Source organism: Streptomyces sp. PA03-1a, assembly GCF_033792805.1.
In the GTDB taxonomy this organism is placed as follows: Bacteria; Actinomycetota; Actinomycetes; order Streptomycetales; family Streptomycetaceae; genus Actinacidiphila.
The window spans coordinates 1-22,602 of record NZ_JARAVO010000012.1; the positions used below are offsets into that span (position 1 = coordinate 1).

Here is a 22,602-nt window from a genome sequence, read left to right on the forward strand (position 1 = left end):
CGTGCATCCCTGGGTGGGCCCGACCGCCACTCGGCCTCCTCTCGAACGGCAGCGACCTGGCCTGCTCTGGGAGCTCCGACAGCACGCACTGGTGCACCGACGCCTGCGGTCCTCACGACAGCCACGCGCCGGTGCGGGCCGGCCCTCGGGACGGCCCGCACCGGCGCGGTGTCGGCTCGCGGACTAGCCGGCCGGCCAGTGCGGCCAGGTCGGGGCGTAGCCGCACCACTGCTCCGGGCAACCGACGCGGTAGGCCCGGGTGACCGTCTCCGTCAGCGATGTGCCGGAGCGGTCCGTGGCGGTCACCTGCAGTGAGACCCAGCCGGTGCCCGTCGCGGGCACGGTCACCCGCCGGACGCCGTCCCGGCCCCGGACCTCCGCCGCGTGCCAGGTGGCGCCGTCGTCCGTGGAGTACCGCACCGCCACCCGCTCGATGCCGGCGCCGCCGCTCACCCCGGCCTGCCGGCCGATGCCCAGGCCGAAGGTGAACTCCCGATTCTCCGCCACCGAGTTGTCGCCGTCGAGCCCCGCCATGTCGTAGCGCGTGTCGAGCAGCGGCAGCGGGTGCTCGGCACCGGTGTGTTCCGAGCGGAACCGCCAGGTGTCCGTGACGTGCGTGCCCAGCTTCCACTCCGGGCTGTCGTGGTGCGCGGACGAGGTCATCTCGTACCACTGGCCGCGTGCGGGCACATCGAAGACGCCCTGCCCCGGCTCGTCGTTACGGGCGATCACCTTGCCCGAGCCGTCGCGCAGCACCGTCTCGCCGGACTCCAGATTCCGCAGGGGCTCCGACCGGTGGCCCGCGGCGTCCGAGAACATCGGCAGCGCCAGACGCAGCTTGTCCCCCACGCGGGTGGCCTGTGCCCGGCCGTCGGGGCCGTTCACCGACAGCGACGGGTTGAACGGCGCGGTGAGCCAGTTGTCCGTGACGGTGCGTCCCTGGCGGAGGACCGTCGGGTTGGTGTACTGCACACCCAGCGGTCCGTCGTCCAGCGCGTACTCGAACGTGGCCGTCGTCCACGGCACTTCGGGTGTGTAGTACGCCGTCATCCGCTGCGGTGCGCGGAACAGCGTCGACTGCTGGGCGAGATTGAGACCGCGGTAGGTCACCCAGCCGTAGATCCCCTTGGGGTCGTTGGGGAACCCGGTGGTGCGGAAGCTGTGGTCCACGCGGGCCAGGTCCCGGCGCCGGTCCTGCCAGTTCGCGCCCGCCGGCACCCCGTCGTCGTGGGCGTGGAACGTGAAGTAGGTGCGCTCGCCGTTGCGCTCCCCCTTGATCCGCAGGGTCACGTCGCCCTTGGCGAGCCGCTCGCGCAGCAGGGCCACACCGTGGTCGTCGGTACCCAGCGAGGGGTCGTCCGCGCCGATCGACGCCGACCCGGCCAGCAGGATCGCCGCCGGCCGCAGCGCCTTGACCGCCTGGTAGCGCCGGTCCAGCTCCTCCCAGGGCAGGCTCCAGTCCGACTCCAGGAGCACGATCCGGTCCTCGATCTCAAGGTCCCTCAGGTCCCCGCCGTCGCCGGCGTCGGTGACCCGCTTCTCCAGGTCCCACTCCAGCCGCTGCGTCATCAGCCACACCGGCACGTCCACCGGGCTGCCGGAGCTGCCGGCGGTCGTCGCGAGGACGGACGGCTGCTCCCACGAGGCGGCGGAGAAGTACGTCAGTCCGGGTATCTTCGCGCTGCCCACGGCATAGGACCGGTACGCGCCGGAGTAGAGCGGCGCTGTCAGACCCTCCGGGACGCCCGCTCCGGCCGACGAGACCAGCCCGGTCGCCGACCCCCACTCGTTGATCCGCATCTTCGGGTCGTCGATGCCCATGGTGACCGGCTTCGCGCCGGACAGGTCAGTCCTCAGCGTCCGGTCGCCGGTGAGGGTCAGACGCCGGGCGACGGCGACGGACGTCTCGGGCACGCTCGACCTGCCGTACCGGACGTACTCCCACACGCCGCCGAACACCCGGTAGTCGCCGACCGGCAGCCGGAGCTCCTCGGCCCCCTCGGTGAGGCTGACCAGCCGGGCCTCGCCGCTCCGCTCGTTCTGCACCACCAGGTTGGTGTACGCCGTCTCGACCCCGGGCCGCAGCGCAGCGGCTTCGAGGGTGAGCGTGGCGGCCGGGCCCTCCGCGTCGACGCCGACGGGGGTGCGCGCCGTGCTGCCGTCGCTGCCGCGTGCGGTGATCCAGGCGCTGTGGGCGCCGGCGGACGCACGGGCGGTGTCGATCCGCACGGTCGCCTCGGCGGTGCCGCCCGCCGGGACGGTCAGCCGGCGTGTGCCGAGCGAGACCGGTGCCTTGCCGGTCAGGGAGAGGTCCAGCCGGATGTCCTTGCCGCCGCTGTTGCGGTACGTCACCGTGCGGGTCGGGTTGCCGGTGTACGGCCAGGTCAGCTCGGCGGAGACCGCGGAAGGAGAGGCGGTGACCGTCGACGAGAGCGCGCCGGGCACGTCCACGCTGCCCGCGCCCTGCTCGTACACGCCGGCGCCGTCGACCGGGTCGGCGGCGCCGACGAGCGCCGCCTTGAGCCGCTGCGCGTCCCAGTCCGGGTGCCGCTGCTTGAGGATGGCGGCCGCCCCGGAGACGTGCGGGGTCGCCATGGAGGTGCCGCTGATCGTCGCGTAGAACTCGCTGTTCGCGGCGCCGTCCAGCGTGCCCGCGGCACGGGCGGCGGTGATCGCGCTGCCCGGCGCGGTGATCTCGGGCTTGACGCCTCCGTCGGTCACCGCCGGTCCCTGGGAGGAGAACGACGACATCGCACCCTCCTTGGTGATCGACCCTACGGTCAGGGCGCTCGGCGCGGCGGCCGGTGTGCCGATGGTGCCCGGCTTGCCCTCGTTGCCGGCCGCGACGACGAACAGCGGTCCGCCGTCCCCGGACAGGGTCTCGACGGCCTGGGAGATCGGGTCGCCGCCGTCGCTCGGCAGGTTGGAGCCGAGGCTCATCGAGACGATGTCCGCGTCCTGGGCGGCCGCCCATTCCATGCCTTCGAGGATTCCGCTGAAACTGCCGGACCCGCTGCCGTCGAGCACCTTGCCGATCAACAGGTCGGCCCCCGGCGCGACGCCCTTGTAGCGGCCCTGCGAGGCGGCGCCGCTTCCGGCGACGGTGGAGGCGACGTGCGTGCCGTGGCCGTTGAGGTCGGTGACGTCCTCGTCCCAGGTGAAGTTCTTCTCCGCGACGACCTTGTTCTTGAGGTCGGGGTGGGCGGGGTCGTACCCGGTGTCCAGCACGGCGACGCGCACGCCCTTGCCGTCAAGCCCCTTGCGCCATGCCTGGGGCGCGCCGGTCATGGCGACGGACCGGTCGAGGCTCGCCTCGACCTCGGCGTCCAGCCACAGTTTCCCGGACGCGGCGACGCGGGACGTCCCGCCGGCGGCGAGGAAGCCCCGCCAGGCCGTGGCCGCCTCGGACTTAGCGACCGTTCGGGCCGCCAGCCCCAGCTCGGGGAAGGTGTCCCGCTGCGTGGACCCGCGCAGCGCGGGGCCCGCCTGGGCTGTCGTGATCAGCGGAATGGACGCCCGGGTGGCGTCGTCGAGCCCTTGCGCGGCAAGTGCGGTGACGTCGAAGAGCTGCCGGTCCACCCGCCCTTCGGCCAGCGGCTGCGTGGCGTCGACGGGAATCACGTACTCGTGGTCGTTGATCCTCGCCCGGGTGAACGCGATGTGGCCCCGGCCCTTGCCCGGGGTCACCCCGCTGACCTGGAGCCTGCTCCCGCTGCCGGTGAAGCCGACCCGGTCGCCGCTGATCAATGTGACGGTGTGCTGCGCGGGCGGCGCCGGCGGTACGGCCGCGCGGCCGGTCCCGGCGGCCGGCTCCGGACCGGCTGCCGCCGGCATCCCGGTGGCGAGCAGCGCCACCCCGGTGGCCGCGACCACGGCCGCGGTCCTCGATCTGGATCGCATAACCTTGTACCAACTCCCCTGAGATCGCCCGATGAACGAGCGTCACCGGCGTGTGCCCGGCAACAGTCGGGCCGGGAGTTGACGCCGTGCCAGGTGTAAGGGCTGGCGCATAGACGCCATGTCACCTGTTCGCCAGTCGGCCACCCTGCGATCGGCGGCGTGACCGGCGAGGGCCAGGTGCTCTGGAGTTGCCGCGTTCGGCCACCGGTCCCGAGCGCGCCCGGCGTACGTCCGTGGCCAACTGCCGTCCGGCAACGACAAGCTCGCACGACCGAGTCTTCAACTGGCGCACGGCAACTACGTCATCCGGGACCCGGAGGCGAGGTGGTCCGGCAGCCGCGCGATGGCGGCCGGGAAGGAGCCGGATGCGCCGCCGCCCGCGGCGGCACGGCCCGGTTGCCGGCGCTTCCCGCCCACTCCCGCGCGGTCCGGATGTAGGGGTACGGCTGCCGCAACCGGATGGATCATTCCTTCGTCCGCAATGACGAGACCGGTCCCCCACCGAGAGGCAACCATGGCCCAGCCCGCGGATCCCCTCGTCGAGTATTGCTTCATCATCACCTTCAGCCATCGCGATCAGGATCTGATGACCTTCTCCGGTACGTACACACCGGCGCCGGGGATGACCAGGCACGATGTCTACAACACGATCCGAGCCGATCATGTCCGGCAGCTGCCTTCGCTGATCCAGGGCTACTGCCAGGTGAGCTTCTTCTCGCTGGAACGCAATCAGCTGCCTTAACGGGCTGTTCCGCCGGACGGGAACGCGCGCCTCCTGGAGCTGGTGCGCGGGGCACTCCCGGCCCCGGGGAGCTGGTGGCGGGCCACCGGGCCGGCGCGCCCGGTACTCCGCTCGCCGGGGGCCAGGCCGTGTCACGCGGCGCGGGGCCGTCTCACGGTTGCCCGGCCGGCTCTGCTTGCGAACCAGGACGTATCGGCCGGTGGCGGCCGCCCGGGGCGAGCGGCCACCGTGCCGCGGGCCAGCGCAGGCGCGCATGGCCCGCGGCGTGCGGTCCGACCTCCATGTCTCCTCGGGGGCACGGCAGGATCGCCCTCAGGCGTTGTAGCCGCCGTGGGCATCCAGCACGGCCCCCGTGACGTACGACGCGGCGGGGCTCGCCAGGAAGGCGATCGCCGCGGCGATCTCCTCGGGGCGCCCCATGCGCTGGAGGGAAAGGGAGCTGACCAGGGCCTTGAGGGTCTCGGGGTCCGGCGGTTCCATGCCGCTCTCCATCAGTCCGGCCTCCACGACGTTGGCCGTGATGCCCCGGTGCCCGAGGTCCCGCGCGGCGCCCATGGTGTACCTCTCGATCCCCGACTTGGTGGCCGAGTAGTCGGCCAGGCCGGGAAGGCCGACGCGGGAACCGAGTCCGGAGCTCACGGTGATGATGCGGCCGTCCGCACGCAGCACCCGGGAGGCGGCCCGGATGACGGCTATCACACCGAGGTAGTTGGTGGCGTGCATGCGGTCGAGTGCGGCGGTGTCGGCGTCCGGATCGTCCACCGTGCGGCCTTGTTCCACCGATACCGCCGCGTTGTTGACGAGGATGTCCAGACCGCCGAAGGCGGTGACCACTTCGTCGATCAGCGCCGGCGCCCGGCTCGTGTCCCCCTGGTCGGTCTGGATGGCGACGGCCTTCGCGCCCTTGCCTCGCACCTCGTCGACGACGGCCTGCGCCCGCTCTGCGGAGCTGACGTAGGTGAACGCGACATCGGCACCCTGCTCGGCCAGGAGCCGTACGGTGGCGGCTCCCAGTCCGCGGGACCCACCGGTGACCAGGGCGACCTTGCCCGTGAGCGGCTGGCTCATAGTTCCCACCTCGTTGAATCGGTCTCTTTCGCCGCCTGTCGAAACAATGATGGTTACGACAATGATCGCAACTATACTCGTTACGACTACACAGTCGTAACAGAAAATGTTTCCACTGGGAGGAGGGTCACATGAGCGCCAACAGCAGGTTGACGATCGCCGCTCACGCGCTGGCCTGGATCGGCCTCTACCAGCGCCAGGGTCATGAGGTCGCCACCTCCGAGCAGATCGCGACCAGCGCGAACACCAATCCGGTGGTGATCAGACGCCTGCTGGGCGAACTGCGCCGAGCCGGTCTGGTGGAGTCCCGGCGAGGCGTGGGCGCGGGCTGGACGCTGACACGCGAGCTGGGGTCGATCACCTTGCTCGACGTGTACGAGGCCGTGGAACCCGGCCCGCTCTTCGCGCTGCACCGGACCACCCCGGACCAGGGATGTGTGGTCGGTCACGGCATCCAGCCGGCGATGCGAGGTGTCTACGAGGGCATCGAGGAGACCGTCCGACGCGAACTGTCCCGCGTCTCGCTCGAGGACGTGCTCCGGGACGTCCTCGCGGCACCTCGCTGACGGCAGGCGCGGCCCAGGCGCGTACGGGCCCCCGGCAGCCACCGTCCCTCACATTCTCGGGGACCTCACCGGCGATTCACGCCGAGGCTTGCACCGACGCCTTGGGCTTCTTGGGTGTGCGGGTCGCCATGTACAGGGCCACACCCCACCCGATGAGCGATGAGCCGAGGAACACGTTGATGACAAGAATCAGCCACCGGTCCTTTGCTCCACGCGCAAACGCCATGTACGACGGCGCCATGTAGAGCACGGCAAAAGCAAGTATGAGCATGAACGTCAGCAGGTTTTCCACAGCGCCCCCCCGAGTTGATCTTCAACGACTGCCACAAGATACACCCGTGTCCGGGGTCCGCTGAAGGCTTCACGGACGACCGTCCACCCTTTCCGGCCGGCTCCCATCATCGTCACTGCAGGTATGCAGTCGAACACAGCCTTTCATCCCTGGCCCCTTGGCAAAATGCGCGAAAATGAAGAAGCGGTTGTTTCGGTATGTGCCAGGGAGCGACCCATGAACGCCTCGGACGAACTCCTGCAGCGGGCTGACCCGGCGGCTCTTGTGACGCTGGACGGTGCCATCCGCAGCCTCAACCTTGCGATGGCCACAGCGCTGGGAAAATCGGCGGAGCAGTGCCTGGGACGTCGCTTCGGTGATCTGTGGCCCGCTAGCCAGCGGATGTCGGCCGAGAATGTCGTGGTCCTCCCGGACCCCACTGTGTCGCTTTCCCATGTGATCTCGGCAGTGCACGCTGAGGACCGTGAGGCCTTGCGGCAGCTCCTGCGCTCCGCCTCCGCCCAGTCCTCCTGGTTGAGTGTGCGGTACCTCACCGAGCACGGGGGCTGGCACCAACTGGCCGCTCAGAGCCGTCGGATCCAGCTGGGGTACGGCGGCCCCGAGCGCATCTTCGGGGTGGTTCGCGACGACACCAAGCAGGAGAAGCGCAGGAAGAAGGCGCAGGCCGCGCTGGCTGCCGAGCGACAGCGCGCCAAGGACGTCGCCGACTTCTCCTCGGCCTTGATCGGCGCCGCCACGGAGCAGGAACTGCAGCAGGTCGTCCTGACCCGGCTCGCCGCGACCTTCCGTGGTACCGGTGCCCTGCTCGCACTCGCCGACGAAGGCCGCCTGCTCGTCTCCACCGATGCCCGGGTGGCCATGTGGGAGGTCGAGGCCCTGCACGGCCTGTCGCTGGACCAACCGAGCCCGCTGCCCGAGGCGATCCGCAGCGGCCGGCCGCAATTCATTCCCGACCGGGAGGATTACATCCGCCGCTGGCCGCACGGGTCCGGATTTCCGTGGCTCGTCCGGCTCGGCTTCGACTACGCCGCCTCCATCACCCCCCTCAGCGAGACCGGCAATCAGCCACTCGGGGCGTGGATGGTGTTCTACGACAGCGGATACCGGCCCTCCGTGGATGAGCGGACCCTCATGGGTACGCTGGCCGACCTGGCAGGCCAGGCGCTGGGGCGCGTCAGGTTGCAGCAGGCACGAGTCGAGCTGGCCACCGCGCTGCAGCAGACCATGCTCCCGACGCTGCCCGAGCACCTCGCGGGCCTGGAGGTCGCCGCCCGCTACCGGCCCAGCCGACACGGGCTGGACGTCGGCGGCGACTGGTACGACGCCTTCGTCATGCCCGACGGCGCCGTCGCAATGGAGATCGGCGACGCCCAAGGGCACGACGTGGACGCCGCCGCCCTCATGGGACAGGTCCGTTCGTCCATGCGCGCCATCGCCGCCCACGAACCGCATCCGGCAACCGTGCTGACGCGCACCAACGAGCTGCTCGTCACCATGCGAGCGGCACGATTCGCCAGCTGCACCATGCTGCACCTCGACCCGCGCGACGGACGGGTCACCGGCGCCAGCGCCGGCCACGTGCCGCTGCTGTGCGCGCACAAGGACGGCAGCCACAGCACCCACGAGCTGCCGGGCGGACCGGTCCTCGGAGTCGTGCCCAACGCCGAGTACCGCGAGGAGACCTTCACCCTGGACAAGGACAGCGCGCTGATCATGGTCACCGACGGCGTGGTCGAAGGACCGGGCCTCACGTTGGAAGCCGGACTGGAGCGGGCCGGAACACTGGCCGGCGCAGCCCTCCACGACGGACTGAACACCGAGGAGACCGCCGACCGCATCCTCGACGCCGCAGTCGCAGTGGACCACGCCGACGACGTGGCCGTACTGGTCATCCAACGCACATGACGGCGCCCGCGTCCTCACGCACCCGCATCGTGCGGGCGATGGGCCGCGACTCCGAGAGGGTCCGTGACCGGGCATCAGCCGGCGGTCGCACTGCTCTTGCACGCCCGCGTGTCGAAGTCGGCGAGGAGACCGCGGGCACACTCGCCGCAGCGGCCTTCCGGATCGCGGGTGCGACCGGGTTCCATCACGGCGGCAATGGCACCGCCTTTCCGATCATCACCTTCGGACCGGTCACGCTGACCTCGGCTGACGGACAGGTCTCTGCTTTCACGGTCGACATCGAGCAGCAGGACCCATGGCCGCGTGAGAACCGTCAGCGATCCTCGCGGTGGGTACGTGCCGCGATCCGGAGCAGTTCCTCGACCGCGCCGGTCAACGGGCGGCCCTTCGGCCACACGGCGCGCAGCCGGCGGCGCAGGTCGGCCCCCGTCACCGTGACCTCCACGAGGCGCCCCTCGGCCAGGTCGTCCCGGACACTGACCGCGCTGAGCACCGCCGGGCCGGCGCCTTCGGCGACGGCCTTCCGTACCGCGACGTTGGCGTCCAGCACCATCAGAGGTCTGGCCGGCTCCGCTCCCGCGCCGGCGAGCACACGCTCGATGGTCTCCCGCGTGCCGGAACCCGGTTCGCGGACGATCAGGCGGGTTCGGGCCAGCTCGGTCAGGTCCACCGGCTCTCGCCGTCGTGCCCAGGCATGCTGCGGCGCGACCACGACGACCAGCCGGTCGGTACCCACCTGTCGTGAGCTGAGGCCGGACGGGACGGTGGGCGACTCGACGAACCCCAGACTGATCCGGCCGTTCGCCGCGAGCGTGGCGACCTGTTCGGAATTGGTCACTTTGAGGCTGACGTACACATCGGGCGATCCCCGCTGCAGCGTGCCGATCCACCGCGGCACGAAGTGCTCGGCCAGCGTCATGCTGGCCGCCAGGTGCAGGTCGCGGGCGTGGTCACCGCGCAGCGCCGCGACGCCCACCATCAGAGAGTCCACTTCGGCCAGCACCCGCCCCGCCCATTGGCACACCGCCTTGCCCTCGACGGTCAGTGCGGAGCCGCGGGTGTCGCGCTGCACCAGCGCCAGCCCCAGGCGCCGTTCGAGCTGCGTCAGGCGCTTGCTCGCGGCGGGCTGGCTGATCCCCATCCGCTCGGCGGCCTGCCCCAGGCTGCCGAGCTCGGCCACCCATGTCAGCAACAGGAGACTACTGAGATCGGGGGGCGACCTGCTCATAACCACAGTGTATGGCGGCATTCCCGATGTGGCGGTACCAGGTCGCCGCCTGCTCGGAGAGGATGAAACAGTCCGGAAAAACGCCCGGCACCCTTTCCTCGAAGAAAAACCGAGAGAATGAAGGACCGACCATGTCGCACCATCTCGACACTCCCCTGGCGGCCCAGAACGGCCAGCTGTTCATCGACGACCTGTACGTCTTTCCCGGTGAGCGCAGCACGGTGTTTGTCATGGACGTCAACTCCGACATCACCGGCGTCTACGCCGAGCCCGGGTTCCACCCGGAAGCACGCTACGAATTCAAGGTTCACTTCGACGGCGCCGAATTCGAGACCTTGACCTATCGAGTCTCCTTCGACGAACCCGGCCCCGACGGCAGGCAAACCCTGCGCCTGCACGTCCTGACCGGGAACGAGGCGCGGGAGGACTCCGCTGACGGCGACCTGGTACTGGAAGGCCGCACCGGTGAGACGGCCGACGCGGACGGCACCCGCGTCTGGGCCGGGCGCATCTCCGACTCCTTCTACATCGACCTGTCCCTGCTGGCCGTCGTCAACGGGGCGGTGGCCAAGGGGACGGCGGTGGACCTCTCGGAATGGCGCCCGCAGGAGGCGCAGAACAGCTTCGCCGGCACCACCGTGGAATCGATCGTGCTGGAGGTTCCGCACGAGCACGCGCAGCTGCGCCCCGGGGCCCGCACGGGCGTCTGGTGCGCGACCAAGCTGGCCACCGACGCCGGCGGATGGCGGCAGATCAACCGCGGCGGGCACCCGATGATGTGGCCGATCTTCTGGCCCGGCGACACCGACTTCAGCAACCCCGCCAACACCCGGCACCCCTCGCAGGACCGTGCCGCCGTCGGCGAATTCATCGCCGGCCAGGTCGCGGCTGTCGTCGCGGCCACCGGGACTTGCGGCGACCCAGAGGGCTACGGCCGGACCGTGGCCGGGCAGCTGTTCCCCGACGTGCTGCCCTACGTCGTGGGAACGCCCGCCACGTACGGCTTCGCCGCCCGCAACGGCCGCACCCTGGCCGACAACGCGCCTGAGGCGATGCTCTCACTCGTGACCAACACGGCCGTGCCGGCCGGACTCAAGCCGTCCGTCGCCCAGCACCTGCGGAACGACCGCTTCCCGTACGTCGTGCCCGTATGACCACCCCGGTCACCCGTCCCCTCCGCGTCGAGATCGTCGCGGAGGGCTGCGGCGGCCGGATTTCCGGCGCGGCCAGAGGTCGGCCTTGCACGGATGCGTCCCCGGCTGACGCGCCCTACCGCAGCCGATGATGCGTGTGTCGGCCTCGCTTCGCCTGCGCGACCACCCGTCGAGCCCGCAAATTTCGTTGAGCCCGCACCCTGCAATCGTGTTGGCTAGCGGCACCGAACTGTCAGTACCGCAGGTGTCCGCTTGCCTGTAGCAGGGAGTTGAACGTGCAGGACATGGTTGTCGACCCCGTTGCCCACAATCGGGCAGCCTGGGACAGGTATGTCCAAGAGGGCAACGAGTGGTCGAGGCCGGTGAGTACCGAGGACGTCGAGCGCGCCCGCATGGGCGACTGGTCGATTGTCCTCATCGGGCGTGAACCGGTCGACCGCTCCTGGCTGCCGACGGACCTGACCGGCAAGGACGTGTTGTGCCTGGCCTCCGGCGGTGGCCAGCAGGGTCCGATCCTCGCCGCCGCAGGGGCGCGCGTCACCGTATTCGACAACTCACCCCGCCAGCTCGGCCAGGACCAGATGGTGGCGGCGCGCGACGGACTCGAGCTGCGCACCGTCCTAGGCGACATGCGCGACCTCAGCGCCTTCGGCGACGCAACATTCGACGTCGTGTTCCATCCGGTCTCCAACCTCTTCGTACCAGACTTGGCACCGGTGTGGCGTGAGTGCTTCCGCGTCCTGCGACCGGGCGGAACTCTCCTCGTGGGCTTCCTCAACCCTGATGTGTACTTGTTCGACCACGAGGCGCTCGACGAGCGCGGCGAGCTGATCGTCGTACACAAGTTGCCCTACAGCGATGTCACGCAGTACTCCGCCGAGGAACGCGCCACGAAGTTCGGCGCCGATGCCGCTCTTGAATACAGCCACACCCTCACCGACCAGATCGGCGGGCAACTCGCCGCGGGGTTCGTCCTCACCGGCTTCAAGGAAGCGCCGCACCAATCCAACGCATCCGCTCCATACATGTCGAACTATTTTGCGACGCTGGCGGTCAAGCCGGGCTGACCCAGCCGTGGGGCCGGCCGAGACGGCCGTGTCTCCGAAGGGCCGGGCGGAGCGCTGTGCCGGCCCGGCCCCCCCTCACCTCGCTGAGCCCGTAACGAGTGGGAGAGCGGCATCCTGGTCGCGGCCCTGGCTGTGGCCGTCGCGCTGCTGATGATGCTGCAGTCTGCCGTGCCCAATCGGCCCCGGTCATCCTGGTGCTCACCCTGATCCGACGGGTGGTGAACCATGCGGTTGCCGTTGCGGCCTCAGTGTCCGGGACGCCGGCGCGCTCGCCCGTTGTGTCGTCGGTGCGCCCGCACCGTTCATTGGGAGCCATTAAGCGCCTGAGGGGCATCGGCGGCACAGGCAGCGGGCGGGTCAGGGCGGTTGAACGGGAGGTAGACAACAAACACATCACATGTTGTGACACCATGCGTTGCACATCCAACGAAGACTCGACCAAGGACTCGTGTGCGACCACATATCCGGGCCCGGCAGGGCCTGCCCATCCTGGCGGCGGTCAGCGCGCTGCTGACGGTGGTCCCCCCGGCGACAGCCGCCGACCACACCCCCGCCGCGACCAAGGGCGTCACCATAGCCGACGGCGGTTCACTCGGATCCACTGCGCGGACCGTCACCCTCATCTCCGGTGACCGCGTCACCGTCACCCCCGACGGCTCCGGCCCCGTCACCGTCACCGTGGCCGCACCGAACGGAGACCGGGCGGACGTACGCGTCAGCAGCAAGCACGGGGACGTCTACGTCGTGCCCGCCGTGGCGGAGCGGTACGTGGCCGCCGGTCTCCTCCACGAGACCCTGTTCAACGTCACCCGACTCGTCGCCGACGGGTACGACGACTCGCGCTCCCGTGGGCTGCCCCTCATCCTGAGCTATTCCTCGGACTCACTGGCCAAGAAGGACTTGGCGTCCCTGCCCGAAGGTGCCACCGGCGCAAGGGCCTTGACCAGCATCGACAGCACCGCTGTCACCCAGACCCACAGCCGGGCGGCGGACTTCTGGGCCGGGCTCACACGGGCGACGTCCGCGGCACGCGGTACCACCGCGGGCGAGCCGGCGCTGAACGGCGGCGTCCGCAAGGTCTGGCTGGACGGCAAGGTCAAGGCGACGCTCGAGTCGAGCGTCGCACAGATCGGTGCCCCGGACGCCTGGGCGCGCGGCAACATCGGCAAGGGTGTCGACGTGGCCGTCCTCGACACCGGGTACGACACCGAGCACCCGGATCTCGCAGGCGTCGTCGCCTCGTCCCGGAGCTTCATCCCGTACGAGGACGTCGTGGACCGCAACGGTCACGGCACACACGTCGCCTCCACCATCGCCGGCAACGGCGCGGCGTCCGGAGGCAAGGAGAAGGGCGTCGCGCCCGGAGCCGAGCTTCACATCGGCAAGGTGCTCGACAACTCCGGCTCCGGATCCGACTCCTGGGTCATCGCCGGCATGGAGTGGGCGGCGCGTGAGACCAAGGCACGCGTGATCAGCATGAGCCTCGGCGGTTTCGCCCCCGACGACGGCACGGACCCGCTCAGCCAGGCCGTGAACGCACTCAGTGCCGAGACGGGCGCCCTGTTCACCATCGCGGCGGGCAACAGCGGGGAGAACGGCCCGTCCACCGTCGCGAGCCCGGGCTCCGCGGACGCCGCCCTGACCGTCGGCGCCGTCGACTCCACGGACGCCGTGGCCTGGTTCTCCAGCCGCGGCCCCCGATTCCGTGACGACGCGATCAAGCCCGAGATCACCGCGCCCGGCGTCGGCATCCTCGCGGCACGCTCGCAGTACGCCACGTTCGGCAGCGGCTCCTACGCCTCCCTGAACGGCACGTCCATGGCGACCCCGCACGTGGCCGGCGCCGCCGCCCTCGTGGCGGCCGGCCACCCGGGGTGGACCGGGGCCCGCATCAAGGACGCCCTGGTGAGCACGGCCCACGAGACGCCCGCCAACACCTCCGACGACGGTGGCAACGGGCGCGTCGACGCCGCGGCGGCCTCCGCGGCCCGCCTCGTGGCCACCGGAACCGCCGACGCGGGCATCCACTCCCTGGGCGGAAAGCCGGGGCAGACCGTGGACCGCCGGATCGAGTGGCTCAACTCCGGCGACGAGGCGGTCACCGTCACGCTACGGGTCGACGCGCCCGACGCACCGCAGGGACTGTTCACCGTGACGGCCCGTCAGGTGACCGTGCCGGCCGGGGGCACCGCCGCCACGACGCTCACCACCGTCCTCGACCGGGCGCCGGCGGGTTCCCGCTTCACCGGACACCTCACGGGCCTGGTGGACGGCAAGACCGCCACACGCACCCTGGTCGCCGTCAGCACCCGCGAGGAGCACCACCATCTGCGGCTGCACTTCCAGGGCCGGGACGGCGAACCGCTGGCCGACGTGGTGCGGGTCCAGCGCCATGGTGACGGGTCCCGCTTCGAAGGGGTGACCAACACACGCGGTGACATCGACCTGGTCGTGCCGAACGGCGTCTACACGGCCTGGTTGTGGGGTGACGTCCGAGGCACCCACGGGGCCTCCTCGCTCGGGCAGGCGCTCCTGCTCAAGACCGGCATCCAGGTCCGCGACGCCGACACGTCGGCGACCGTCGACGGCAGGGCACTGCGACTGACCGAGGTCGTCACACCGCAGGTGACCACGGCCGGCGTCGTCCGCGCCGATTTCCTCAGGTCGTTCACCGACGGCGCTCCCGCCATCGGCGAGACCTCGACCCTCGCTCCCCAGCACGACAGCATGTGGGCGCTGCCGACGAACAAGCCCGCCGACGGCGATCTGCTGTACACCGTCCGGGCAAGGATGGAGCAGCCTTTGCTCAGCCTCTCCTCGGGCTCCCAGAACTTCGACGACCTGGCTCTGGAGCCCGGTTCGGCCCGGCCGGCCGACCGGACGCACACCCTCCCGGCCGTTTTCGCCGGTGACGGCCGAGAGCAGGACTACGCCGCGGCCGGGGCCCGGGGCAAGGTGGCGGTGGTCCGCTACGTACCCCCGCCGGACGACGACGATGACGGCGATTCCCGGACCGCCTCCCACGACCAGATCGCCGCCGCCGAGAAGGCCGGCGTGGCGGTCCTCGTCATCGTCAACGGCGACAGCGGACGCTACTGGCCGAGCGGCAGCCGTAGCAAGATCGTCGTCGCGGGCATCTCGCGAACCGAGGGCGAGGTCCTGATCGACCGCATCCACAGCGGTTCCGGCTCGGTGCCCATGCACATCGTCGGCCGCTCCACGACCGCGTACCTCTACGACCTGGTGCGCACCTGGCGCGGCGGCATCCCGAAGACCCGGCGCTATGCACCGGGCACGAGGGAACTCGCCCGGGTCGACGTCGATTTCCGCACGACGAACAAGGTGTACGAGAACCGGTTCGACATCCAGCCGTACCAGCTCTTCCTGCTGGACTCGACCCGGCTGTCGACCTCCGGGGCGCGACGCACCGACTGGGTGACCGCCGCCCCCGGCGCCATCTGGAGGGAGGAGGCCCATCAGAGCGGCAACCAGTACTCCGACCAGTACTCCGGCCAGGTCGCCTATCCGGCAGGACGTGCCACGAGCGTCCAGTGGTTCGGTCCGGTCGAACGACCCCGGGTCGTCGAGTACCTGGACACCCCGCGGCGCACGGGCGACTCCGTCCTCGGGCAGATTCCCGGCTTCGGCGACGGCGGCCGCGATCACGCCGGCACCAATGGGCCCGGTACCACGACGCAGTCCGTCGAACTCCGCCGGAGCACCAAGCTGCTCGGCAGCACCGAAGGCTCGTACTTCGACTTCCCGGTTCCGAGCACCCCGAGCCGCTACCGGCTGGTGACCACCACGAAGCGCACCGGAGGGTACGCGTACTCCACCTCCACCCGCACCGAGTGGGGCTTCATGTCCGGGGCACCGCGGAACGGCAAGGCGCCGCTGCTCCCCCTGGTGCAGCTGGACTACACCATCCCGACCTCGACCGGCGGATCGGCCCGGCGTGACGCCGAGCTCGTCGTGGCGCCGTCGCACATCCGCGGCGCCTCCACGGCCCGGGTGCGCACCGACAAGGTGGAGGTGTCCTACGACGACGGCAGGACCTGGCACCGCGTCACGCCGCGGGTCCTGCGCGACGGCACCGTGCGCGTGAGATTGGACGCCCCGCGGAAGGCCGCGTTCGTATCGCTGCGGGTCCACGCCTCGGACACGCGGGGCAACACCGTGGCGCAGACGGTCATCCGGGCCACCGGCCTGCGCTGACCTACCGTCGGCGACCGGGCCGGGTGGGAACCACTCGGCCCGGTCGGCCTCGGGGCCCTCGGGGCCCTCGGCGAGGTGACATCGCGAGCCGCACCTGGCACGGGAAAAGGGCTCCGGGGCGATCCGTCCCGTGCCATGATCCAGGCTTGTGTGGGGTGACGAAAGTCTGGCCGAACTCGAGGATTCCCTGGCGCGCCTGGCGATGCCTGGCCGCGTTCCGGCCCGGGTCCGCGTTGCCATCCGTCGCAGGCGTCACCTTCGCATCTTGTTGACCTGCATCCTCTTTTGCGCAGCGACGGGTGCGGTCTTCGTGACCGTCGACTACGTGACCGCTGACGGCGTTTCCATGGCACAGACCCCCTGGGCAGTGGTCGCGCTGGTCTTCGGTGCCGTCGCGATTCCGGTGATGACCCTTCGCAGTTCCCTCGGCGGACGCGAGGCTCCGCAGACCCGCTTGTCCTTCCGGCAGGTAGGCGTGGTCTTCGGTGCACGGCGGTACGCACTGGTCATGGAGATCGCCGAGGCCATCACGGCCTGCGCGGAGGCGCACAGGGCGGGCGGCGAAAGGCTGGCACCGAATCTGCGCAAGGTCTCCCGCCGGATCGGAGCGGTCAGTCGTGGCATATCCGCCGCTCACAGGCAGCGGCGCTCCGTCTCCTTGTTCTCGCACCGCCGCAGGACGCTCAAGGCGCACGAGCGCCGGGTGATTGCCGCGCTGCGCGCCTGTGAAGCCCGTCTCGACAGCGATCCGCGCCCGGCGCTGGAGGAGCTGGGAGGACTCCTTCTGACCATCGCGGATCGCTACTGCCAAGCCCGGGTGGGCGCGCTTCTGGACGAGAGCCAGCTACAGGGCGCTGTGGCGGGGCCTGACCGCGAGTGGATCCGTACCGTCACGTGGTCCGTCCTCACGATCGGAGGCGTGATCGGCGTCTCCCGGCTGGGGTTGTCCGACGGCGCTGAGCCGATCGTCATGGCGTGCACCGCCATCGCGGTGGCGGCCGTGGTCTGGAACCGCTCCGTACGTCGCGCCTTCGACATCGTCGGCCTCGCCCTGGGCCCCTGAGGGCGAGCCCTGCGCGCCGTGGGGCGCACCCGGGCGAGCGGGCGCCCGCACCGGCGTTCGCCGTCGCTTCGGCCCTGCGCTTGGCGCGGCATCCCAGTGTATAGCAGTCTGCTATACACTGGGGGCATGGCGAAGCAGATCAACATCCGGCTCGATGACGCCGTTCATGCCCGTCTCGTCGCACGCGCCGAGGCCGAAGGCACCACGGTGACCGCTCTGATCACGCAGGCTGCCGAGCGCGACCCCCGACTCGACGACGGGGCCGCCACGGCCGCTGCGTTCCTGGCCAGGCATGCCGCGGAGTTCGCCGAGGCGTTCCCGGAAGAGGAGCCGGACAGCGCCACCGGACGGGCCGCTTGAGGTGGAGCTGCAGGTCGACATTCGCTGGCTGCTGGAACGCCAGGCCGAGGTGCTGCCGAAGGAGCCGTCGGTCCACGACTTCTCCGGCCTGGTCGCGGCGGTCGCCCGGCACCGGGTCAACGCCCCGAAGCTGGACTACACCGTGGACGCGGCCTGGCGTGCGGCGGCCCTCTTCCACGAGATCGTTTCGGTGTGCCCGCTGCCCGCCCGCAACGCCATGTACGGGGCGCTCGTCGCGGTGGCCTACATGGCGGCGTGCGGCCAGGCGGTCGATGCACCGTACGGGGCGCTCAGCGACCTGGCGAAGCAGGTCCGTGCGGGGCGCGCGGACGTCTACGCCTGCGCCGACCAGATCCGTCGCTGGCGGCTCTGACCGACCCGCCGCGTCACCCGCGACGAGGCGACCCGGCACCCCCCGGACAGGCGCGGGCCGGTCCCGAGGGGCCGGCCCGCGTCTGCTTCCGCCGGATCGGCGGTTACTGCTTCTTCAGCGTGAAGTCGCTGGTGACCGTCGCCCCCTTCTGGATCTTCACCGTGGTGGCCACCGGCCGGTAACCGTCCTTGGCCACGATGACCTCCAGCGGGTTGTTGCGGGAGTCCAGCCACAGGGAGTAGGTGCCGTCGGCGGCCGTCCTGAGCGAGTAGTCCGCCGCCCAGCTGCCGATCTCCACGGTGGCACCCGCCAGCGGCTTGGTGGTGCCGTCGCTCTGGACGCCACGGACGGTTCCGGTGATCTTGCCCCAGGTCTTCGGCGGGTCGACGTGCAGGGACACCGGGACCTTCCGCATCCCGTACGGGCTGTCGTTGCCCAGCGCCAGCTGCGCGCTGAAGTCACCCGGCTGCGCGACCTCGGGCACCGAGGCGTCCAGCGTGACGGTGACGGTCGTGCTCGCACCGGGCTGCAGGGTGAAGTGCTGGGTGCTCGTCCTCAGCCACGGGACGTCGCTCGTGCCGCCCTGGTCGTATCCGGGCAGGAGCTCCACGGTGCTGCTCGGGGTGTACGGCTCGCTGCCGCCGCCGATCTTGTACACGCCGAGGGCGGCGCCGCCGCGGTAGGTGGCCACGTTGGCGTTGGGCAGGGCGGTCCAGGCGCCGGCCTGCGGGTCGTAGGCGAAGCCCTGGTTGGTGAGGGCCTCGTGGCTGATGCCGCTGGAGATCACGAGCTGGTCGTTCGCCGCGGTGGACGAGGAACTCCACAGCGGGATCGGCAGGTCGGGAAGCGACGTCCAGGTGTCGGCGGCCGGGTCGTAGACGTAGGCGTGCTTGCTCTCGCCGAGGCCGTCCGCGTCACCGCCGGCGCAGTAGAGCTTGCCGTTGACGCCGCCGCACGACTCCCAGGCGACCCGCTCCGGGTAGTCGGCGATCCGGGACCAGGTGTCGGTGTCGGGGTCGTATGCGTACGCCTCGGCGGTGCCGCAGTGGTCGTCGCAGCCGCCGACCGTGTAGAGCTTGCCGTCGAGAGCCGCGTTGCCCTGCCCGGCGTAGGCCGCGGGCGTCGGTGCCCCGGTGCTCCAGCGGTCGGCGACGGGATCGTAGATCTCCAGCTTGGGGTCGGTGGTGTTGTCCGGGAGCCAGCCCCCGACGGTGTAGAACTTGCCGTCGACGAACTGCCCCGAGGGCGCCTCCCGGCGGTCCGCCGCGCTGGCCACCTTGCTCCAGCCGCCGACGACGGGGTCCAGGACGTACATCGCGTTGGTGACGTCGAAGCCGGTGTAGCCGAAGGCGGAGTAGACCTTGCCCTCGTAGGTGCCGACCGCGTTGCCGAGGACGGTCTCCGGGAGGTCGGGGCCGGTCTGCCAGGCGCCCCCGGACGGCGCCGCGGCGTGCTTCGCCCCGGTCGGGGCCGAACCCTTCTTGCTCGCGTGCGGGGAGAAGTGCCCCTTGACGGTCTGGAGGGGTGCGCCGTTGCCGAGGGCCTGGGACTGGAAGCCGCCGGCCCGTTCGCCCACCGTCACGCTGACGGGCGCGCCCCCGGTGTTCTTGACCGTCATGTTCCGCGTGGCGGACTTGCCCCAGGCGAGGGTGGCGCCGACGGAGTCCGGGGTCACGGTCAGTTGCCCGGCCCTGAGCTTGTAGGAGGCCGTGACGGCGCTGTCGGCCGCGATGTCGACGGTCTTGGTCAGCTCCGTGTAGCGCGGCCTTGCCGCGGTGACCTCGTGCTTTCCGAGGCCTGGCGAGAACATGAGGTAGAGCCCGTCACCGAGCGCGGGGTCCTCGGGGGTGGCCGCGCTCGTCGCGGTCGCCCCCGGCTCGCCCTCGACGGTGACGCCGGCGCCGACCAGGCCCTTGCCGGTGTTGGCGTCGGTCACGGTCCCGGTGACCAGGCCGCCGGGGGTGGCCGTGTAACCGCGATCGCCGACGAAGACGTCGTCGACGCCCCACCACCAGGCGAACTCGGTGACGAAGTGGAAGCGCACACGGACGTCCCGCTCGCCGGCGAAGTCGTCGAGCGGGATCTCGACCTTGGCGTGGTCCGCGAAGCCCGCCGTCGCCGACCACAGGGACTTCCATGTGGCGCCGTCGTCGGAGCTGGCGTCGACCGAGACCGCGCTCCCGTCGGACACCCAGTACATGGCGTCGAAGGCCAGCTCGGGATCGGACGCGTCGGTCAGGTCGTAGGCGGGGCTGATCAGCTGAGTGTCGTAGGGCGAACCGATCGTGGGGTTGTCGGCGATGGCGAAGGCTCCGTCGCCGCCGGTCTGGTTGCCACGGCCGCCGGGGTCATCGAAGGTCCAGCCGCCCGCGCTGCCGTCGGCGTTGACGACGCGCCAGCCCTGCGGGGCGGAGTCGGTGGACGCGAAGTGCTCGGTGGCGCCGCTCAGGTGCACCGCGTAGCCGGGTGCGGTGGCCTGCCAGGGGTCGGCCCGCAGGGACAGGTCGAGGGACTGCGGCGCGTCGGTGACGGTGAGGGACCTGGTCGCCGTCGTGTAGCCGGGGAGGGACGCGTCGGCGTGGAGGGTGTAGTCGTGGCCCTCGGGAAGGCTGAGGGTGAAGGCGCCGGTGGCCGGGTCGGTCCACACCGGGCCGCCGGGGACGCCGTCCACGGTGATCCTGGCGTACAGCGGCCAGCCGTGACCGGAGCCGTCGGTGACCTTGCCGGAGACCGTCTGGCTGGGGACCGGCTTCAGCGCGAAGTCCCGGGTGACGGTGCCGCCTTCGGTGACGTCGACGTCCTCGGCGGTGCTGCCGGCGTAGCCGTAGGCCTCGACGGTGACGTCGTAGCCGCCGACCGGGAGGCCGAGGCTGTAACCGCCGTCGGCCCCGGTGCGCGTGACGTTGTCGGTTCCCGCGCTGACGGTGGCACCGGCGAGGGGCTTGCCGGTGACCTGGTCGGTCACGGTGCCGGCCAGCGTCCCGTGCGGGCCGGTGCGGAAGGCCCGCAGGCCGTCGGGGGTGCCGAGGCCCGTCGGGCCGTCGTATCCGGCGGCGCCGGAGCACAGGTAGGCCGGGGAGCAGGTGCCGTTGCTGCCGGCGGTGACGTCGTGGAACCCCGCGTCCGCCGCGTAGGGGTAGGAGTTGGGGTACGTGCCCGCGACGGGGGTGCCCGCGTTGGCGTAGACGGCGGCGATGATCGGCGAACCGGCGCTGGTGCCGCCGAACTGCGCCCAGCCGCCGCCACCGTAGGTCTGGTAGACCGCGACCGGGGTGGCGGGGTCGGCCACCGCGGCGACGTCCGCGACGGCGCGGTTGGCGCAGCCGGTGTCCTTCTGGAATGCGGGCTTGGGCACGTAGAGCGAACACCCGGACCCCGCGCCGTCCCAGACGCTCTCGGACCAGCCGCGGCTGCTCCCGCTGTCGGCGGTCAGGGAGGTACCGCCCACCGCGGTCACGTAGGACGACGCGGCCGGGTAGGAGACGCCGTAGCCGAAGTCGCCGGAGGAGGCGACCATCGCGACGCCGGGGTGGTTGTAGTGGGCGTCCAGCACCGTCGTCTGGTAGGGGTCCTCACCGCTGCCGAAGCGGTAGTCGGTGCCGTAGGAGTTGGACACGAACTTGGCGCCGAGCCCGACCGCCGTGTCGACGGCGGCGCCGAGGTCCTCGAAGCTCGGGGTGTCGGCCTCGACGAGCAGGATGTGAGCCTCGGGGGCGATCGCCGAGACCATGTCGAGGTCGAGGGAGATCTCCCCGGCCCAGTCCGGGTCGGGCTGCGGGTAGTCGGTGCCGCCGCGCTGGTCGACCTTCGTGAAGCAGCCGTTGTCGGCGGTGCAGGCGGGCAGGCCGTACTGCTCGCGGTAGACCGCCAGGTCGTCCTCGGCGGTCGGGTCGTCGAAGGCGTCGACGATGGCGATCGTCTGCCCCGCACCGCCGCCCGCCGGGAGGTTGTAGGCCGAACGCAGGTCGGCCGGTCCGAACCCGCCCGGCGCCGCGGTGGTCCGCAGGCCCTTGGACGGCTTCACATCGGTGCGGCGCAGGGCGTAGCAGGTGGCCTCGCCCTTCTTTGCGGCGCCGCACGCCGCTTCGTAGGGCGCGTCACCGCCCGCGGCAGCGGACGCTGTGGCGGCCGCGGCTGAGGGCGCCGCAGCCTGGGACGGTGTCTGGATGCCCAGGACGGCCAGCGCGGCGGTGACGATCACCGCCGACCAGGTGGACATCCGCCGCCGGAGCGGTGGACCGGATATGTGTGCTACGTGCAACGTCCGACTCCCCAGTGATCCCATGAAACGCCGACATATGAAGGTTCGACAGCGAACTCCTGCGGTCGCCGGGAGTCCATTAGCGGAGAGATCACGTATCCATGTCAACGCCGAAAAGGCAGAAACGGGCCGCCATTTCGCGTTCTCCGGAGCACTCGACGCGAATGTGTCCGGATTCCGGAGAGCAGGTGGGGATCAATGCCGCCATGCGTGACAGGTCGCATCATGAGGGTGGTTGACGCACGCATCGCCCGATTCCCGGTCCGCCACCCTTATGCCACCGCGGAGCCCGTGTGCCCTGCTTGCGCCTGACTGGTCCCCATGGCTCGACGTACCGGGGTATTCGCCGACATCCCCGTCTTTCCCGGTTTCCGTCCGCGGCCCCGGCCCGGGCGTTTACCGGGCAAA

Annotated in this window: 14 protein-coding genes; 9 read left to right on the top strand and 5 right to left on the bottom strand. The window is 70.9% G+C overall.

What is annotated here, in order from left to right; all coding sequences use genetic code 11:
• Positions 1-183: 183 nt before the first annotated feature.
• Positions 184-3,900: a S8 family serine peptidase gene (locus PV341_RS04285; RefSeq protein ID WP_500356739.1), complete on the bottom strand. Its 3,717-nt coding sequence runs from the start codon at positions 3,898-3,900 to the stop codon at positions 184-186.
• A gap of 514 nt (positions 3,901-4,414) precedes the next feature.
• Here PV341_RS04285 and PV341_RS04290 point away from each other — a divergent pair.
• Positions 4,415-4,642: a hypothetical protein gene (locus PV341_RS04290; RefSeq protein ID WP_500329311.1), complete on the top strand. Its 228-nt coding sequence runs from the start codon at positions 4,415-4,417 to the stop codon at positions 4,640-4,642.
• A gap of 312 nt (positions 4,643-4,954) precedes the next feature.
• Here PV341_RS04290 and PV341_RS04295 read toward each other — a convergent pair whose 3' ends face one another.
• The gene (locus PV341_RS04295) at positions 4,955-5,710 is read right to left on the bottom strand and encodes an SDR family NAD(P)-dependent oxidoreductase (RefSeq protein WP_500329310.1); all 756 of its coding nucleotides are present in this window, start codon (positions 5,708-5,710) and stop codon (positions 4,955-4,957) included.
• A gap of 131 nt (positions 5,711-5,841) precedes the next feature.
• Here PV341_RS04295 and PV341_RS04300 point away from each other — a divergent pair, with 131 nt between their 5' ends.
• Entirely contained in the window at positions 5,842-6,276 is a 435-nt protein-coding gene (locus PV341_RS04300) for an Rrf2 family transcriptional regulator (protein ID WP_500329309.1), read from the top strand.
• 76 nt (positions 6,277-6,352) lie between these two features.
• On the opposite strand, the gene PV341_RS04305 is transcribed toward PV341_RS04300, so the two are convergent.
• Positions 6,353-6,568, bottom strand: a complete 216-nt coding sequence (locus tag PV341_RS04305) for a superinfection immunity protein (RefSeq protein WP_500329308.1) — start codon at positions 6,566-6,568, stop codon at positions 6,353-6,355.
• Between the two features lie 123 nt (positions 6,569-6,691).
• Here PV341_RS04305 and PV341_RS04310 point away from each other — a divergent pair, with 123 nt between their 5' ends.
• A complete protein-coding gene (locus PV341_RS04310; protein WP_500356741.1) occupies positions 6,692-8,473 on the top strand; it encodes a SpoIIE family protein phosphatase in 1,782 nt (593 codons plus the stop codon).
• A 313-nt stretch (positions 8,474-8,786) separates the two neighbouring features.
• Here the strand turns inward: PV341_RS04310 and PV341_RS04315 are convergent, their stop codons facing one another.
• Positions 8,787-9,701: a LysR family transcriptional regulator gene (locus tag PV341_RS04315; protein ID WP_500356743.1), complete on the bottom strand. Its 915-nt coding sequence runs from the start codon at positions 9,699-9,701 to the stop codon at positions 8,787-8,789.
• Positions 9,702-9,832: 131 nt separating this feature from the next.
• Between PV341_RS04315 and PV341_RS04320 the strand changes: the two genes are divergently transcribed.
• The 6 genes from PV341_RS04320 (at position 9,833) to PV341_RS04345 (ending at position 17,933) form a co-directional block, all read left to right on the top strand.
• Positions 9,833-10,855: a DUF4331 family protein gene (locus PV341_RS04320; RefSeq protein WP_500356744.1), complete on the top strand. Its 1,023-nt coding sequence runs from the start codon at positions 9,833-9,835 to the stop codon at positions 10,853-10,855.
• Positions 10,856-11,130: 275 nt separating this feature from the next.
• Entirely contained in the window at positions 11,131-11,922 is a 792-nt protein-coding gene (locus PV341_RS04325; RefSeq protein WP_500329304.1) for a class I SAM-dependent methyltransferase, read from the top strand.
• Positions 11,923-12,372: 450 nt separating this feature from the next.
• Positions 12,373-16,137 carry a S8 family serine peptidase gene (locus PV341_RS04330; RefSeq protein ID WP_500356746.1) on the top strand — a complete coding sequence of 1,255 codons (3,765 nt, stop codon included), beginning with the start codon at positions 12,373-12,375 and terminating at the stop codon, positions 16,135-16,137.
• A 310-nt stretch (positions 16,138-16,447) separates the two neighbouring features.
• Positions 16,448-17,200: a hypothetical protein gene (locus PV341_RS04335; RefSeq protein ID WP_500329302.1), complete on the top strand. Its 753-nt coding sequence runs from the start codon at positions 16,448-16,450 to the stop codon at positions 17,198-17,200.
• Positions 17,201-17,326: 126 nt separating this feature from the next.
• Positions 17,327-17,560, top strand: coding sequence for a type II toxin-antitoxin system HicB family antitoxin (locus PV341_RS04340; RefSeq protein WP_499516374.1), 234 nt, complete (start codon positions 17,327-17,329; stop codon positions 17,558-17,560).
• A gap of 1 nt (position 17,561) precedes the next feature.
• Complete coding sequence (locus PV341_RS04345; RefSeq protein ID WP_499516373.1) at positions 17,562-17,933, top strand: toxin Doc; 372 nt, start codon at positions 17,562-17,564, stop codon at positions 17,931-17,933.
• 103 nt (positions 17,934-18,036) lie between these two features.
• On the opposite strand, the gene PV341_RS04350 is transcribed toward PV341_RS04345, so the two are convergent.
• Complete coding sequence (locus tag PV341_RS04350; protein ID WP_500356748.1) at positions 18,037-22,152, bottom strand: carboxypeptidase regulatory-like domain-containing protein; 4,116 nt, start codon at positions 22,150-22,152, stop codon at positions 18,037-18,039.
• Positions 22,153-22,602: the final 450 nt, after the last annotated feature.

Excerpts from the sequence above, each read along its gene's own strand:
- PV341_RS04285 (WP_500356739.1), bottom strand. The coding sequence starts at position 3,900 with ATGCGATCCAGATCGAGGACCGCGGCCGTGGTCGCGGCCACCGGGGTG.
- PV341_RS04290 (WP_500329311.1), top strand. The coding sequence starts at position 4,415 with ATGGCCCAGCCCGCGGATCCCCTCGTCGAGTATTGCTTCATCATCACC.
- PV341_RS04295 (WP_500329310.1), bottom strand. The coding sequence starts at position 5,710 with ATGAGCCAGCCGCTCACGGGCAAGGTCGCCCTGGTCACCGGTGGGTCC.
- PV341_RS04300 (WP_500329309.1), top strand. The coding sequence starts at position 5,842 with ATGAGCGCCAACAGCAGGTTGACGATCGCCGCTCACGCGCTGGCCTGG.
- PV341_RS04310 (WP_500356741.1), top strand. The coding sequence starts at position 6,692 with ATGCAGTCGAACACAGCCTTTCATCCCTGGCCCCTTGGCAAAATGCGC.
- PV341_RS04315 (WP_500356743.1), bottom strand. The coding sequence starts at position 9,701 with ATGAGCAGGTCGCCCCCCGATCTCAGTAGTCTCCTGTTGCTGACATGG.
- PV341_RS04320 (WP_500356744.1), top strand. The coding sequence starts at position 9,833 with ATGTCGCACCATCTCGACACTCCCCTGGCGGCCCAGAACGGCCAGCTG.
- PV341_RS04340 (WP_499516374.1), top strand. The coding sequence starts at position 17,327 with ATGGCGAAGCAGATCAACATCCGGCTCGATGACGCCGTTCATGCCCGT.
- PV341_RS04350 (WP_500356748.1), bottom strand. The coding sequence starts at position 22,152 with ATGTCCACCTGGTCGGCGGTGATCGTCACCGCCGCGCTGGCCGTCCTG.